At 68.4% G+C, this 14,976-nt stretch carries 13 protein-coding genes and 6 pseudogenes; 9 read left to right on the top strand and 10 right to left on the bottom strand.

From position 1 onward, the window contains the following. Nucleotides 1–10: 10 nt before the first annotated feature. The gene (locus P1P75_RS10920; RefSeq protein WP_319254012.1) at nt 11–919 is read right to left on the bottom strand and encodes a pyridoxamine 5'-phosphate oxidase family protein; all 909 of its coding nucleotides are present in this window, start codon (nt 917–919) and stop codon (nt 11–13) included. A gap of 437 nt (nt 920–1,356) precedes the next feature. Here P1P75_RS10920 and P1P75_RS10915 point away from each other — a divergent pair, with 437 nt between their 5' ends. After that, on the top strand, nt 1,357–2,022 hold the full coding sequence (locus P1P75_RS10915) for a DUF4389 domain-containing protein (RefSeq protein WP_319254010.1): 666 nt from the start codon (nt 1,357–1,359) through the stop codon (nt 2,020–2,022). A 28-nt stretch (nt 2,023–2,050) separates the two neighbouring features. Here the strand turns inward: P1P75_RS10915 and P1P75_RS10910 are convergent. Then, nucleotides 2,051–2,769 (bottom strand): annotated as a pseudogene (locus tag P1P75_RS10910) (acetate--CoA ligase family protein); the annotation flags it as partial. Between the two features lie 134 nt (nt 2,770–2,903). Between P1P75_RS10910 and P1P75_RS10905 the strand changes: the two are divergent. Continuing rightward, nucleotides 2,904–3,041, top strand: a pseudogene (locus tag P1P75_RS10905) (alpha/beta hydrolase family protein); the annotation flags it as partial. A 380-nt stretch (nt 3,042–3,421) separates the two neighbouring features. On the opposite strand, the gene P1P75_RS10900 reads toward P1P75_RS10905, so the two are convergent. From P1P75_RS10900 to P1P75_RS10885, 4 genes and pseudogenes are all read right to left on the bottom strand, one after another. Next, nucleotides 3,422–4,057: a hypothetical protein gene (locus P1P75_RS10900; RefSeq protein ID WP_319254008.1), complete on the bottom strand. Its 636-nt coding sequence runs from the start codon at nt 4,055–4,057 to the stop codon at nt 3,422–3,424. 456 nt (nt 4,058–4,513) lie between these two features. Then, nucleotides 4,514–4,767 (bottom strand): annotated as a pseudogene (locus P1P75_RS10895) (transposase); the annotation flags it as partial. Nucleotides 4,768–5,034: 267 nt separating this feature from the next. Further along, nucleotides 5,035–5,709 carry a hypothetical protein gene (locus P1P75_RS10890; protein WP_319254006.1) on the bottom strand — a complete coding sequence of 225 codons (675 nt, stop codon included), beginning with the start codon at nt 5,707–5,709 and terminating at the stop codon, nt 5,035–5,037. A 181-nt stretch (nt 5,710–5,890) separates the two neighbouring features. Continuing rightward, the gene (locus P1P75_RS10885; RefSeq protein ID WP_319254004.1) at nt 5,891–6,847 is read right to left on the bottom strand and encodes a hypothetical protein; all 957 of its coding nucleotides are present in this window, start codon (nt 6,845–6,847) and stop codon (nt 5,891–5,893) included. Nucleotides 6,848–7,198: 351 nt separating this feature from the next. Between P1P75_RS10885 and P1P75_RS10880 the strand changes: the two genes are divergently transcribed. Beyond that, entirely contained in the window at nt 7,199–7,324 is a 126-nt protein-coding gene (locus P1P75_RS10880) for a hypothetical protein (protein ID WP_319254001.1), read from the top strand. Nucleotides 7,325–7,523: 199 nt separating this feature from the next. Continuing rightward, nucleotides 7,524–7,835: pseudogene (locus P1P75_RS10875) on the top strand (transposase family protein); the annotation flags it as partial. A 7-nt stretch (nt 7,836–7,842) separates the two neighbouring features. On the opposite strand, the pseudogene P1P75_RS10870 reads toward P1P75_RS10875, so the two are convergent. Continuing rightward, a pseudogene (locus tag P1P75_RS10870) lies at nt 7,843–8,237 on the bottom strand (potassium-transporting ATPase subunit B); the annotation flags it as partial. A 6-nt stretch (nt 8,238–8,243) separates the two neighbouring features. Here P1P75_RS10870 and P1P75_RS10865 point away from each other — a divergent pair. After that, nucleotides 8,244–8,573 (top strand): hypothetical protein, encoded by a 330-nt coding sequence (locus tag P1P75_RS10865; RefSeq protein ID WP_319253999.1) that lies wholly within the window; start codon nt 8,244–8,246, stop codon nt 8,571–8,573. 354 nt (nt 8,574–8,927) lie between these two features. Here P1P75_RS10865 and P1P75_RS10860 read toward each other — a convergent pair whose 3' ends face one another. Continuing rightward, the gene (locus P1P75_RS10860; RefSeq protein ID WP_319253997.1) at nt 8,928–11,546 is read right to left on the bottom strand and encodes a helix-turn-helix domain-containing protein; all 2,619 of its coding nucleotides are present in this window, start codon (nt 11,544–11,546) and stop codon (nt 8,928–8,930) included. Nucleotides 11,547–11,666: 120 nt separating this feature from the next. Here P1P75_RS10860 and P1P75_RS10855 point away from each other — a divergent pair, with 120 nt between their 5' ends. Both P1P75_RS10855 and P1P75_RS10850 read left to right on the top strand, forming a co-directional pair. Then, complete coding sequence (locus tag P1P75_RS10855; RefSeq protein WP_319253995.1) at nt 11,667–11,864, top strand: hypothetical protein; 198 nt, start codon at nt 11,667–11,669, stop codon at nt 11,862–11,864. 127 nt (nt 11,865–11,991) lie between these two features. Further along, on the top strand, nt 11,992–12,861 hold the full coding sequence (locus P1P75_RS10850; protein WP_319253993.1) for a hypothetical protein: 870 nt from the start codon (nt 11,992–11,994) through the stop codon (nt 12,859–12,861). On the opposite strand, the gene P1P75_RS10845 is transcribed toward P1P75_RS10850, so the two are convergent. Further along, nucleotides 12,834–13,205, bottom strand: coding sequence for a hypothetical protein (locus P1P75_RS10845; protein ID WP_319254068.1), 372 nt, complete (start codon nt 13,203–13,205; stop codon nt 12,834–12,836). The genes P1P75_RS10850 and P1P75_RS10845 overlap by 28 nt on opposite strands. On the opposite strand from P1P75_RS10845, the pseudogene P1P75_RS10840 reads away from it, so the two are divergent. Continuing rightward, nucleotides 13,098–13,640, top strand: a pseudogene (locus P1P75_RS10840) (SAM-dependent methyltransferase); the annotation flags it as partial. The gene P1P75_RS10845 and the pseudogene P1P75_RS10840 overlap by 108 nt on opposite strands. A gap of 168 nt (nt 13,641–13,808) precedes the next feature. Here the strand turns inward: P1P75_RS10840 and P1P75_RS10835 are convergent. Beyond that, nucleotides 13,809–14,414 (bottom strand): hypothetical protein, encoded by a 606-nt coding sequence (locus P1P75_RS10835; protein ID WP_319253991.1) that lies wholly within the window; start codon nt 14,412–14,414, stop codon nt 13,809–13,811. A 167-nt stretch (nt 14,415–14,581) separates the two neighbouring features. Here P1P75_RS10835 and P1P75_RS10830 point away from each other — a divergent pair. Further along, nucleotides 14,582–14,976, top strand: a 395-nt coding sequence (locus tag P1P75_RS10830) for a helix-turn-helix transcriptional regulator (protein WP_319253988.1), incomplete at its 3' end; no start/stop codon positions are given.

Here is a 14,976-nt window from a genome sequence, read left to right as displayed (position 1 = left end):
CCGCGGGCGTTCAGGCGTCGTCGGCGGGAGTGATACGACGACCGGTCAGTTGTTCGACGACGATGACCACCCACAGCGTGCGCCGTCCGCCGGCCCACGGACCCGTGTGTGCCCGCTCGTCGAGCCGGCGTACCGCGTCAGGATCGGTGACGGCCCCCGCCCGGCCCACCGCCAGCACACTCCAGCCCTGGCTCATGGCCTCGTCGATCTGGTCGGCCTCGAAGGCCACCTCGTGGCCGGCCGCGGCGGCGGGGGCGGCGTCGGAGGACGTACGAAAGGCGATCGTCCGGTCGACCACCTGGTAGTTGACGGGGAACACGCCGGGACCGTGTGACGTGGTCAGTGCGACGCGCCCCACGCCCTGCGTGGACAACAGGGACCGGCACTCGTCCTCGGTGAGGTCCCGCAGGCGGGGGTGGTGGAGCGCCTGGCCCTGTCCCGGAGGCCGTTCCTGGCCACCGCCCTTGAGTTCGAGGAGCGTGGTCCCGAGCGCGTCGGCCAGACGAAGCAGAGTTCCGTGGCTCGGGTCGGACGGCTGCGTCTCGACGTAGTGGAGGTAGTCCGGTGAGATGCGGGCGCGGCGGGCGGTCTCCTCCAGGCCGAGGCCCTGCCGACGGCGCGCCTGCGCCACCCGTCGGCCCGCGTCACCAGGGCCTCCGGCGGTCATCTCACCCACCGCGGGCTCGGCGGGCGTGTTCGCCGACATCGGTGTGCCCGCTACCGCCTGGTCCTGCCCAGGGTGGCGGATGTGGGCGTCCGACCCGGGAAAGATGAGCGTGACGTCGCCCGTGTCCGACCACCGGACGTCGTACGGCGGCGTCCCATCCTGGTGGTGCAGGCCGACAATCTCCCCGTCGCGCCGGACGGCACCGGCGGCCGGGCTCCCGACGAGCAGCCGGTCGCCAACATGTGCGCGCATGACCGTACCCTCTCCGTCCCTGCGGATCTCCTTCCAGCATCACTCCGCGACGCCGCCGACACCACACGGGCGGTCCTCAACCGTTCCAGACCGCCGGTCACGTGATGTGCGGAGACGCGTCCCGGCGACATGGGACGCCCATGCCCCGCGCCGGCCAGCCACCTCGGTCATCCGGTCGATCTCGTACGACGGGTCGCCGACCACGGCGGTGCGCTCGCCGCCCGCGCTACAACTCCGCTCACCGATACCCGGCGGAGCAGCGTCCTTCTCGGCGCAGTCGCCTGTCTGCGCGCAGTTGTGCCCCGGGCCGGCGGCTCCGGTGGTTCGCCAGGCTCCCGCACTGCTCCACCGTGCCCTCGCGGCGTCGGGCGGAAGCCGCCAGGCTGGTCATGAGCCCACTCGGCGACACGTACGCCGGGGCAAAGGAGCTGATCACCATGACGAACCCAGTGGGATTCCAGGAGCGCCCGGTCCGGGTCCATGCCCGTATCGACTCGCCACTGTCCCGATGGCTGTGGCTCGTGAAGTGGCTTCTCGCCATTCCGCACTACGTCGTGCTGTTCTTTCTCTGGATCGCTTTCACCGTGGTAACCGTGATCGCCTTCTTCGCCATCCTGTTCACCGAGCGCTACCCCCGTGCCCTGTTCGATTTCAACCTAGGGGTATTGCGCTGGAGTTGGCGGGTCTCGTACTACTCGTACGACGCCCTTGGCACCGACCGGTATCCCCCGTTCAGCCTGGGCGAGGAACCGGACTACCCGGCACGGCTGGACATCGCCTACCCGGAGCGGCTCTCCCGCGGCCTAGTGCTGGTGAAGTGGTGGCTCCTGGCCATCCCGCATTACATGGTCATCGCCTTCTTCCTCGGCGGCGCCCACCTCGGCTGGTGGTCCGGTGGCCTGATCGCCCTGCTGACGGTCATCGCGGCCGTGACCCTGGCCTTCACCGAGAAGTATCCGAAGGATCTGTTCGACCTGATCATCGGCCTCAACCGGTGGGTCCTGCGCGTCACCGCCTACGCCGCCCTGATGACGGACAAGTACCCACCGTTCCGCCTGGACCAGGGCGGCTCGGAGACGACCGATCCGCAAGAGCGGACGTGATCGCCGCGCTGGTGGCCGCATTGCCTCCTCAGCGAAGTCGACGCAAGTACGGGTCCTGGGCCCGACGCGGTAACAAGCGAACGCATGCGTCGAGCGCGGCAAGCTGTGGCGGGTCGCTCGCCATCCGGGACAACCGCAGGAGCAGCTGTTCGAGCCCTTCGAGGTCGACCGGTTCGCCCTCGTGCGTGCCGAACAGCAGGGAAGCGAGCGCGGTGCGGTGATGAGGTCGTCCACGTCGTGTTCGGTCAGCGGCGCGAGCCGTGCGGCATGGTCGGCGAGGACCCCGGTCGCGGTGCCGCCGACCCCGAAGAGCACGAGCGGGCCAAAGACCTGGTCCTGCACGACACCCGCGAACAGCTCGGTGCCGCGCGCGGCGCGCGGCTGGACCACCACGCCCCTCATGAGCCCGGCGAATCAGGTCTCGAAGTCCCGGAAGGCTGCACGCACCTGGGCGTCGCTCTGCAGATCGAGATGAACGTCACGCTGTCCACTCCTGTGGAGCCGGCCCGGCCAGTGTGCCTTCAGGACCACCCGGCCATCGGCACCGCGCAGCCACTCGGCTGCCAGGACTGCGTCAGCGTCGGTCTCGGCCCACGCCCAGGGCAGTTGTGGGATGCCGTAGCAGGCGAGCAGTTCGGCACGGATGCGGGCGTCGAGCCGGCCGTCGTCCGCGTGCGCGATCAGATACGTCTCGGCCGCCGCGTGCCCGCGCGCCGAATCGACCTGGCCCAGTGTCGGGATCGTGCCGTCCGCGAGCAGCACGTGAACCACGGGTCGACCGCGCTCACCGTCCGTCATCGCGGGCTTCCTCACAACCTCTCCCGCCTCGAGCGTCCAGCCGCCCGAGGCACCGCCCAGGGGCTGGTCGGGGGAACACCCATGTGGACTGGCTGAAGCGCCGCAGGGACGTCGACGAGCGGCGCATCGCGCTGACCGGGCTGTCGATGGGCGGCCACCTCGCGCCGCGCGCAGCGGCCTTCGAACGCAGGATCGCAGCGCTGGCCGCGATGCCGGGAGTGCTCTCGCCGTGGCTGGGCTTTCCGCGGGAGCTCCGGAGCATCGTGAGCCCCGACACGGCGGAGACCAACCGCATCTGGAACGAAGAGGTCGTCCCCGAGCTGAGCCTGGAGGAAGCGGCGACGTTCGAGAAGCGGGTCGAACCGTTCTCGATCCCACCGGTGCCCAACTGCACTGCTCACCGTGTACTCCTGGGTCGCTGCGGTGCCTCTGGCCGCGCTCGCGGACCGCTTGGCCCGCCGGCAGGGAGGCTGAAGCCAAGTGGAGGAACTGCAGAGCGTCCTAGGGGCGGAACGGTTCCTGACCTGCACATAAGCGCAGTTCAGGGGCCGTCCCGGGCTCACTGGGCCGTCAGCGGGCCGTGATCTTACCCACCGATTGTTCAGGCTCCGAGGTGTCCCCCGTCTCCGGTGCCGAGGAGGGAGTTCGTGAGCCGGCGTTCGACAGCGGAGGGCAGGGACCACAGCTCGGCACGCCGCCTGCGGTCCTCCAAGCCCTGGCGGGCGGCGCGGCGGATACTGGACCCGGCCAGGACCAGGGCGACCAGGGACACGGCGAGCCCAGTCCCGAGGAGTGCACCGGCGAGTACGGCGCCGTCCGCCAGGGCGTACGGCAGCGCGACCCCGAAGCAGAGCGTGCCGAGACCGCTGAGGACGGAAACCATCCACGACAGTGGCGTGAGCGGGTGCTCGTCGCGCAAGTGGTCTACCATCTGCCGGTCGGTGGGACGCTGCCGCGGGTGCTTTCCGGCAGCGAGGAACAGCTCGGCCCTCCCACGCAGCGCCCACACCGCGTGCACTCCCACCCATACGACGGGCAGCACGAACAGCGTCACCAGCACCGAACCCGCCTGGAGCGCCCGCGGCACCGACACCCAGCCGAAGGCGTCGGCGACCACGGACGCCACGGCGGCTCCCACGAACACGGCACCCGCCGCGCTCGTGGCCACGAGCCGTCGCCGGGCCCCACGCACCCGAGCGCTGAGAGGGAACTCGACCGTGTCCAACGTCTTCTCCAATCGATGATCGCAGGTACTTTACGCAGCCCGCCGACGTAAGCCCCGTCTGCGCGCGCAGTATGTGCGGTCTCTGCGGCATATGTGGACGTGACAAAGCAAGAAACATGATCCTCGGCGATCTCAAGCCTATATAGCATACTCGCCCAATAAGAACAGGAATCAGTAGACAGATTGCCTGCGACGAAGAGCCGGATCGGGTCTGCCCGTCACCCGACCGGGGAGCGCCAAGAAAAACTCAGAGCTGTCGGACGGACGGCATAGCCAATCTCGGACAGCATGATGCAACACACTCATCCCCGCGACCTTCGTCCTGGTCAGGTGTATTCCTTGGTCGATCACATGATCACCCGAAAGTCGCCTGCACGTACGGCAGTTACCGACAGCTTGACCACCTGAACCGCTCCGGGATCGGTGGAGGCTCTATGCGTTGACTCCAGCCGCCGGTCGGGGTTGGTGTCGCAGTTCGGCGTTCTCCGCCTTCAGGCGCTTGATCTCTGCAGCCTCGTCCGAGGTCACGCCCGGACGCCGGCCGGCATTGACTTCGGCCTTGCGGACCCAGGTCCGCACCGTCTCAGCAGCACCGATGCCCAGCTTCGCGGCGACCGCCTTCATCGCGGCCCACTCCGTCGGGTAGTGGGGGCGGCTCTCTCCGCGACCGTGCGCACCGCACGCTCGCGACACTCGGGAGGGTAAGGGGACGGACGTGCCATGACTCGATCCTCTCAGGGAATCGAGCCCCCATCAGACCCGGAGCGGTTCAGCCTGCACCTCCGGTCACCTCGCGGGTGACGATGAGCATCGTGCCCCACACCACCAAGACGTGCGGCAGGTCGAGCGCGGCAGAGGGTAGGGAACCAGCCTCCTGCGCCGATGGGGCGAGTCGTCGAACACCTCCCGCAACGGCGCGGGAGCCTCGTGCGTTGCGTCCCTGCTCTCCCTTACCGCCGTGGCCTGAGCAGTGACCACGCCCGAAAGGCTCACGGCCAGCAGGAGACCCGCAGTACTCCCTGTAGCCGCTGGACGGACGGCCTCTCCTCACGCTCCGGCGACAACAGCATGCGAAGCAGGATGTCGCGAAGCTCAGGAACGGCGTCCAGTTCCGTGCCGTGACGCACGGCGGACATCACGTGCTCGGCTCGGCGCCGGCCTGTCAGGCATCGTGCCACCAGTAGGGCGAGACGGTAGCGGTCGACGTATGTGTCCGCGTCATCGCCGCTGGACGTCAGGGGGTCCTCCCATCCCGGTTGGTGCACGTTCGGCCCGCTCGTGGGCACGCACCCGTCGATGTCGATGACGTACGCGGAGCAGTCCTTGGGGCTCCAGAAGGAGTTCGAGTACGACCAGTCCGAGTAGACCAGTCCGTGTCGTTCCAGCACTGCGGCGACGGTGGCCAAGTCCTGGCACACCTCTGCTCTGGCTCTCAGGCTCTGCGCCGGGAGCCCGCGCTTCTCCAGCACCGCGTTCGGGTTCGCGAGCCAGTCGATCTCCAAATACCGGACTGCAGAGCGGCCCGAGGGGGCCGTGAGGTCGACGAGGAACTTCGCCGGAGCCTTCGGCAGGAGGCAGCCCACCACCGCGCCGTCGTCGTCGGTCAGTACGGCCAGCGGCCAACAACTGCCGGACGTGACGATGTCACGGTCCGGCGCTCCCATGAGGTCTGGGAGGCCAATCAGTTGGCGCAGGTGCTCGCTCTGGTCTGGTCTGCACGGTGCGCGGAAGATTTTCGCCACAAGGCGCTCCTGCCCTGGCACGTCGACCACCCCCCCACGAGCGGGAGCCGAAAGCAGGGAGATGTTCATGTCCTCGACCGGCCGCTGTGCCACGAATCCCTCGTCAATCTATATCTTCCAGGGGGATACCTGGATACCCGTCGGCCTCCAGGGAAGTCTGTAATGACCGGCTCCGAACGGACGCGACCATGGATGTCATCATGGCGTTTATCGCATCACCTAACTCATCACCGGGAACCCCCTCCGGGTTGTTCAGGTCGGCCGAAAACGCCGCAAGCGTGGCGACCTGCTCCACGAATTCGAAAGCGGCCGAGGAGAATCCGTAGCCGATAATATGCGGCCGGGTCCTGCGCGTGGGGTCGACGAGCCGACCATACGCCTCGCACCAGGAGTCGTCCCGAGGCGCCCCGTTGCTCAGCAACAGCACTATTGGCCTTCTTACGGCCCACCCCTGCTCGCTGAGAGCGGCGATGTCGGCCTCGATTCGTCGCTGCAGCAACGTGAAGGCGGCCGGGTAGTCCGCGTCGCCTTCACAGGCCACCTTCGGCATACAGATCAAGTCGCCGACGTTCGTCAGTTCGACCGCGACGAACGGACGCGCGGAAATGGCCAGCACGCTGGCGTGCACCAGGTCCGAAACCCGGGGCGATGAGGCCAGTTGGTCGAACAGTTCGACCAGTACCCGGTCGAACAAGACGTCTCTCGACTTGGGCGGGGCAGGAGCGTCCACGGCGATATAGACCGGGAGGCACAACTGCTGCGGCAACCTCGGGATGGACCGCGCGGTGGGGTCCGTGCTCGGGGCCGATGACGACGTCCTCTGTGTCCAGCTCGTCGCCACAGGCCAAGCAGGGCCGCCGGGCGGATGCACCGAGGACTTGAGATGTTCTCCGGGAGACAACGACGCCGTGAGCCACAGAGCATGAAAGCGCTCCACCTGCGACTCGGGATCGCGTGAGCCGACCGCATGCACGGCGAGGACGTGAACGACGCATTGCCACTTGGCCCAGCTCGACAGCACCGATCCGAGCAGCATCGTACGAAACGTCGTGTGGCTCACGGAGTCGGTGCAGAGAGGGTCCCTCCTGACCCAGTTCTCCACCTCCCGCCCCGACGGCAGTCCGGCCTGCTGGTACAGCCGGTGCAGCTCCGCTGTGAGATTCCGCAACGGACCGGGTGGCAGCGCATCCGGACCGGGCAACTCGGTTACGGGCAAAGGCTCCTCCCCAGGGCGCCACGGCTGAACCGCGGCTCAGTATGGCACGCCGTGCACGACCTCGGCAGGATGTGCGAAGTCCCGTTACTTTCCGGCACTTGCTGCTTCCTTGCATCGCTTTCCAGGCACGCTGAGACCGCCGCCGCAGGTCGGGGGCACCACTCAGGAATACGGTGCGATGCGGGAGGAATTCAAATGCAGCACGGCAAGGAAATGTGGCGCACGATTCGGTTGGCGATCAGCAGTACAGGCATGACAGTGCGGTTGTGCGTCATCCTCTTGGTGATCGGCGCCATTCCGTGGCTGTTGTCACGGGGGTGAAAGCAGGTTATCCCGCTCAGCGGTCCGAAGCGGTCGGGCGGGGGTGCGATCCCATACCGAGCGTTCCCGGAGGCCCTGCTACTGAGGCCTTTCAGTGTGGCCACTGATCGAATGACGCCGCTGGGGCGCGCAACGCACGAGGCTCCCGTGCCGTTGGGGGAGGTGTTCGAAGTCTCAACCCACAGGCACAGGAGCCACGTTGGTTCCCAATCCTGCTGCACTCGACCTGCCTCATGCGCTGGTCGAGTGGGTCACGATGCTCATCGTCACCCGCGAGGGTGACCGCCGCTGCAAGCTCCCGCCGCACCAACGTGCCCTGGTCGGTCTGGTGTACCTGCGTCGGCACGACCCCCTCGGGCAGATGGCCGCCGGCTTCGGCATTTCCGTCGGCATCGCCCACGCCTACACGGCAGCCGTCATCGCCCTGCTCGCCGACCGCGCCCCCGGGCTCCTGCGGACCCTGCGCGAAGCCGACCCCGACTACGTCCTGCTGGACGGCACCCTCGCAGAGTGACGGTGAGGTTGCGGCGGAGCAGCTTGTCGGCGCTGACCGGCCGGTACCGCACGCCCTTCAGGGAGAGCGGGACCAGCGCGATGATGATCAGCGCGTTGAAGATGACCGCGGAGAGGATCGCCGAGTCCGGCGAGGACAGGTTCATGATGTTGAGCTTGTCCAGGCTGGGGTAGACGGCCGCGAACAGCGCCAGGATGATCGCGAAGTACTTCGCGACGTCGTTGGCGATGGAGAACGTCGTCAAGCGCCCCGGGTGATGAGGAGTTGCTTGCCGATCTCGACGATCTCGATGAGTTTGGTCGGGTGGGAGTCGAGGTCGACCATGTTGCCGGCCTCCTTGGCGGCCGATGTGCCCGTGTTCATGGCGACGCCGACGTCCGCCTGGGCGAGGGCCGGCGCCTGGGGATGCAGTTCGCCCTCACTCTCGTGGCCGGCCTCCTGTCTGCGCTGATGATCAGCGAAGGCTCGGACGCCCCGCCGTCCAAGGCCCTCCCCTCATTGCCGCCAGGCATCAGCATGGTCAACGAAGGCACCAGCTGCGGTTCCGTCGGCTGCTGGCGCGTTGCGACGGTCACCAGCGGGGACGGCCTGTCCCGCCCGGAGATCATCCGCGAACTGGGCCTCCAGCAGGAGAGCTGCCGCTCCAGCGGCTGGCTGCTCGACTGGCGTGACGTGTGCGTCGGAGCCAGAGACAACGGCGAGAACGTCACCATCTACGCCGGCTGGGAATACTGAGAGGCCGTTTCTGGTCGGTCACGGTGGTCCTCAACAAGGACCTGTGACAAGCCGCATGCCTCACTGGTGACAATCAGGCTGCTTCGACCGGTCTCCTGCACCAGCTCAACCAGCTCTGCCGGTGACAACTGCCGTGCTTCGGCACACGGTACGTTCCATATCAGGCGATGAATTCCGCGTGTTCAGAACTGGAAATCTATCGACAAGCTGGTGCCTCATACGGCGGTCGTCCTGAATCCGCTAACAGCTGAGCTCACGGAGCTGGTCAACGATCGATGATTCACGGAACGCGACACGCGTCGAAGTGATGTCTGAAAATTCGTACGCCCGCGGTATGGACACGCCAACTGGCCCCTACCAACGGCAGGTCGGCGTACCGTCCGGATCCAATCCGTGCGGCCATCGATCTTGATAGCCACCTTCCCCGTTGAGGCTGCTGCCGGTGTTCGCGGCCTGCTGGCAGAGCGCTTCTGCACTGTCATGGTTCCCGGCCTCTTCACGCATCCGCGAAAGCACGCCCACGCCACGGGCGTCACCAGCCTGAGCAGCTCGCAGAGCCAGGGCTTCGGCCTCATCGTGGCTCCCGCCTTCCTCACGCATCCGAGCCAGATGGACCATAGCGTCGATGTCACCAGCGTCGGCTGCGTGACGGAAGAGAGCTTCGGCTCCGTCACGGTCCCCGGCCAACTTCCGGATCCCTGCCACAACGGCCAGGGCATGGGCGTTGCCGGCGTCGGCAGCACGGTTGGCCAGGGCTTCGGCCTCGTCGTGGTCCCCGGCCGACTCCCGCCGCAGTGCCAGCCAGGTCAAGGCGTGGGTGTTGCCGGCATCGGCAGCCCGCTGGGCAAGGGCTTTAGCCCCCTCGTGGTCCCCGGCCAATTCCCGCGTCAGCGCCACCCAGCCCACGGCGTCGTTGTTAGGGTCGTGGAAGGCGGCACGCATGGCCAGGGCTTCAGCTTCGTCGCGGTCCCCTGCCTCATCCCGTATCCGCGCCAGAATCCCCAGAACGTAACCCTCGCTGGTGCGGCTAGCCTGCTGGTAGAGGGCCTCGGCCTCGTCGTGGTCCCCGGCCATATCCCGCCTGTGTGCCAGAAGGATCAGGGCATGCGTGTCGCCGGCGTTTACGGCCTGCCGGTAGAGAGCTTCGGCTGAGTCGTGGTCCCCGGCCATACTTCGCTTGTACGCCAGATTGGTCAGCATGTTGAAGTCGCCGGCGTCGGTAGCGCGCCGGGCAAGGGCTTCGGCACCCTCACGATCCCCGGACGCCTCCTTTATCCACACGAGCTCGCCCAAGGCGTGGGTGTTGCCGGCGTCGGCTGCCTGCTGGTAGAGGGCCTCGGCCGCGTCGTGGTCCCCGACGTCTTTCCGCATCCGAGCCAGATTGGTCAGGGCGTGGGTGTTGCCAGCGTTGGCAGCTCGGTTGGCCAGGGTTTCGGCACCCTCACGATCCCCGGCCGCCTCCCGCATCTGCGAAAGCTCGCCCAAGGCATGCGTGTTGCCGGCCTCAGCGGCGCGCAGGCGGAGGTGGTGGGCCCATTGGAGCCGATGGCGGGAAGTGGCGGCGTGGGCCAGGTTATAGAGGTCGTCGGGATGAGGGAGCTGGGTGTAGCCGGCGTCCCAGAACGAAGCGGGAGGGCATAGGCCTCGGCGCGTGGTGCGGCCGTGTTGTTCGAGGTAGTCGGCGAGCCGGAACATCGTGCCCACAGGCTGGGGCGAGGGATGGTCGGCTGGTTGGGACGGCCCGGGTGGGCGTCGTTGCGGGCGAGGTCGCACCCGGCGTAGCGGGGCTTGTTTGCCGTGCGCCGGTGTGGCGAGTTCGGCGTAGGCCTGCTCGAACAAGTCGTCGGTGAGCTGGTCGTAGTCGTCCTCCGCAAGGTAGTCGGGGGCCGCGTCGGTCAGGAAGGTCAGGGGGAGGTGAAGGCCGACGCCGAGGCGCCGAGCGTCCATTGCCGCGTGCAGCAGGGCGCGGGCGAGTGGAGTGGACTGCTCGTAGCGGCGCAGGAGTTCAGGGGCTCCGGCCAGTTCCTGGGTGATCCGTCCGCCGTCGCGTGCACGCGTGAGGGCATCGGACAGCAGTGCATCACCCCTATCGGCCAGGACGGTCGCAGCGGCCAGGGCCGCAGCGTCGAACGCGTCGGGGACGGCAACGGTGCGTCCGGTGAGAAGTTCCCGCACCCGGCTGTGCGGATCGTCCCCGCCGGGGGCGGGTAGGGCGGTGTACCGGTCGGCGTACTCGGGCCACAGTGTGCCCAGCACCAGGACAGGGCCGCGCTCCTCCTCGGTCAGCAGCCGGTGCACGGCCGCCGCGATCCGCTCGCCGGAGGCCCGGTCGCCGAAGTAGTGCTGGGCCTCGTTCAGCCACACCACGGTGCGCGGCCCGACCTGATGCAGGTCTTCCAGCGCAGCCTCCGCCCGGGTCGGGTCGAAGGGATGCCACAAGCGCCACCGCGTCTTCGCGAGCGGCTGCACGGCCTGCCAGCACGCCCTCGTCTTGCCTGTCGATGAGCTGCCTACCAAGATCACTATCCGGCTGCGGCCCTGTGCCGCTTGCCGTACCTCCTCAGCCAGCACCTCGTCATGGCTGCGCGCCACGTATCCGGGCAGGGCCTGTTCCCCGTCCGCCATGGTGCCCGGACCCGCGGGGTGGACTTCCAGCCCGTACGGCTCCCACTGCCCGACCGGACGGCCCGGACCCGGCATGTCGGCCAGGTGCCCGTCCGATTCCTCGACCGCGCTCCGCTGCAACTCCAGCAGTTTCCCCACGGACAGCTTCAACGCGCCTGCCAAACGGGCCACCGTCTGCACCGTCGGAATGCCGCCACCGGGCGAGAGCGCCCTGGATACTGTCCCGCGGCTCAGACCAGCCTTCCCGGCGAGCTCTGTCTGGTTCAGCCTGGCCCGGGCCCGGGCGTCTTCCAGTCTTCCGCGCAGCTCAGCGAGTGCCGGACCGCGGCCGTTGTCCGTCTTGTGCATGTGCTGGCCCCCCGGGTGGTGTGTGCGCCCGTGTTCATCTTCGTCTCGCTGAACCATGGCGCACAGGCATTCCGGAAGGTTCGTCCCTGTCAACACCCCACCGTGTACAGGGAGCTTGCCGTGACTGTCGCCGTCGTCCTCCTCACCGTCGCAGTCGTCACCGTTGTCGCGTTGATGGCCGCCGCGGGCGCTGCAACGCTGGCCCGCCTTGATGGTGGCACCTGGCCCACCGCCCTCACCCACGCCGCCACCTCGTTCGCTGCGGTTCTCATCCTCGCGGCCACCCTGGCCGCCGCACTCGCCGCAGTCCTCTCCTGACTTCCAACGACTTCGCCCACGCCTCACCTGGCACCATCCCCCCTTCCGGAATCAAAGCCATTGCGGTCCTCTACGCACGCCCAGTCACCCGGTGGCATCCACCTCTTCGTCCGCTCATGCGACAGCGGTGGTAGTTCGCATAGACGGGGAGCTGGTGGTGTGGGAGGACGGACGGCTTGCCTTCGAGCGGCTCCACGGACGGTTGCAGCGGCGCGGCGCCGGCGCTGCCCGGCTCGCAGTGCAGTGGCCCGCTCACTTCGTCGTCTTCGACCTGCTGCGCATCGCGGGCACCGACACGACCAGGTGGCCCTACCTGCGCCGCAGGGCCGCCCTGGCAGGCCTCTTCGCCGAGCACACGCTCACCGCGCCCTGGGCGCTGTGCCCGTCGACCACCGACCCGGCCACCGTGCGCGAGTGGCTGACCAGCTGGACCGCGGTCGGTCTCGAAGGCGTGGTCCACAAGAGGCTGGAGGACCCCTACGTGCCGTCCGTGCGCGGGTGGCGCAAGTACAAGGTGCGCGATACCGAGGAGGCCGTGGTCGGCGCGATCACGGGCCCTGCGGCCGATCCCCGCAAGCTGCTGCTGGGCCGGTACGACACCGACGGGCGACTGCGCTACGTCGGGCGCAGCACGACCCTGCCGCAGACCGCGGGCCGGGCGGTCGCGGACCTCCTCGCTCCGGCCGGGGACGACCACCCCTGGACGGGCTGGTCCACCGGCACGGCGATCCACACCCTCACCGGCCACACCGGCCAGGTGCGAGCGGTGACGTGGAGCCCTGACGGTATGCAGCTTGCCACCGCCTCCTTGGATCACACCGTACGCATCTGGGACCCCGCCACCGGCTCCGCGACTTCGACATCACCTTCGACGGCCGCCTCTCCGCAGCACGTCAGTAACCCCAACAACCGCATTTGCACCGCTCGTTTGACAGACCGGGTCACGGAAGGGCCGGTGTCCCGGGCCGGTTACCGTCTCGGTCCCGCGAAGGCGTAGGCCGCGGTGCCGACGACCGCGAGGACCAGGGCCGTCCAGGTGCCCGTCGCCGTGCCGGGCGGCAGCAGCATCCAGCCCGCCACCTGCATCGGCACACCTGTCGGGAGCGGCGCGTAGAGAGCGAACGACACCCAGGCAATCGGCAGCGTCCACGCGTACTGCGCCCCGCACAGCGTCGTCCCGATGGCGACGAGTCCCATCAGCCCCGCGCTGTTCCGGACGACGAACGCGGTGGTGGTGTCCGGCTGCGCACGTTGCGCGTCAGCTGGGATGAGCTGCCCGATTGTCTCGATGGGTCCCCGCCCTTCGATGTGGTCTTCTGCGTGGGCAACTCGCTCGCCCATGCCGAGGGTGCCTCTGCTCGGTTCGATGCACTCACCGCCATGTCGCGGCTCTTGAGTCGCGACGGACGTCTCGTCCTCACATCCCGCAACTGGGAGCTCGTACGAGCGCGTGGATCTCGTCTGGACGTGGGTCATCGACTCGTCCGGCGCCAAGGACGCGATGCGGTCGTCGTCTACAACTGGCAGATCGAGCAGCGCTGGGACGAAGAGCACCATCTGGAGATTGCTGTGGCGCAGGTGGCGTCAGATGGGTCGGTACTGACGTGTTCCGAGAGGCTGTCGTGCTGGCCGTTCCGGCAGGAGGAGCTCGTCTCGCAGCTGCATGCGGTCGGACTTGGGGTGGAGTCCAACACCTTCGACCCGGACGCAGAAAACTACACGGTGGTCACCGTAAAGGGGGACGTGCCCGAAGCTGACCAAAGAGATGGGCCTTAGAGACCATCTCATTTGGCGAGTCTGCGATAGCAGATGAGGGTGCAGGCGATGCTGGTGAAGGCCAGGAAGTGGTCGCCGCCGGCGGAGCAGGTGGGCACGACAGCGGCGCGCCCGGGTTCCGGCCGCGCCGCTGTCGAGCTGTGGTCAGCCCTCGGGGGAGCCCTCGGGTCAGTGGAGCTTGTTGACCGCGGTCTTCGTCGTGGTGCGGAAGGCGGTCAGCGGGGCGTCCTCGAGGTCGCCCATCTGGCCCCAGCGGACGACGGTGACGGTGCGGCCGTCGCGGCCGACGGAGAACAGGTGGATGTCGGAGATGCCGATCTGCGGGTCGGCGGTGTCCAGGCTGTAGACCCAGGCGCCCTCCTCGACGGCGAGCTTGCCGTGGGAGGCGCTGACGGCCTGCAGGCCCGGGTTCTGCTGCTCCAGCAGGGGGCCGCAGCCGGCGAGGGCCCCGCGGAGGGTGTCAACCAGCTTCACGGCGTCGGCCTCGGTACGGGCGACGGTGGTGACCTGGACGCCGTTGGTGTCGAGCTCGGTGCTGAACTCGCGGTAGCGGGTGTTCTGCGCCGGGATCTTGTACGGGGCGCAGAGGACGCCGCCGTTCTCCGGGACGCCGGTGAAGACCTGGGTGGCGGTCCACGGCGTCGACGACGGCGGCATCTGGGAGGCGGCGAGGAAGGCGGGCTGGGCAGCTGCCTGCGCCGGGGCTGTGGCGAGGGCCGCGAGGCCCAGTGCGGCAGCGGCTGCGGTGGCGAGTGCGGTGCGGAGCTTGTTCATGGTGGTGGATCCCCCGTCGGGTCGTTCGTTCGGTCAGTGCTCAACCAGCGTGGGGCCGGCGCCCGCCGACTGCAACGATCACGCGCCCACCAGCCGTCCCGGAACCATTCCACCCCCGCTGACGTGCAAGGACGTGAAGAATGGGACGCAGGGTCGAGGGGGATGGAATGCCGAAGGACGCCACCGTCGAGGAGTTCGCGGGGCTCGTGCGCGCGCTGAAGGCGCGGGACGGGAGGAGTTACGAGGCGCTGGGCCGGCGGCTGAGCGTCAGCGCGTCCACCCTCCACCGCTACTGCTCGGGCGCGACCGTCCCGGAGGAGTTCGCCGTGGTCGACCGCCTCGCCCTGCTGTGCGGGGCGGACGAGGAGGAACGGCGGAGCCTGGAGGCGGCCTGGACGGAGGCGGACCGCGCCCGCCGCCGAGCGGTCTCGCCCGCGCCCACGCCTGTGCCAGCCGTGTCGGCCGCGCCGGAATCGAACCCGGAACCGTCCGAGCCAGAACCGGGCCCCGGCCCCGCCCCGGACCCGACCGCGCCGGACCCGTCCGCCGCGGATCCGTCCGC

The sequence above is a fragment of the Streptomyces sp. ID05-39B genome, assembly GCF_033794725.1.
Classification (GTDB): Bacteria; Actinomycetota; Actinomycetes; order Streptomycetales; family Streptomycetaceae; genus Streptomyces; species Streptomyces bobili.
The sequence above is the reverse complement of the archived record's forward strand: the minus strand, read 5'-3'. Positions and strand labels throughout refer to the sequence as shown.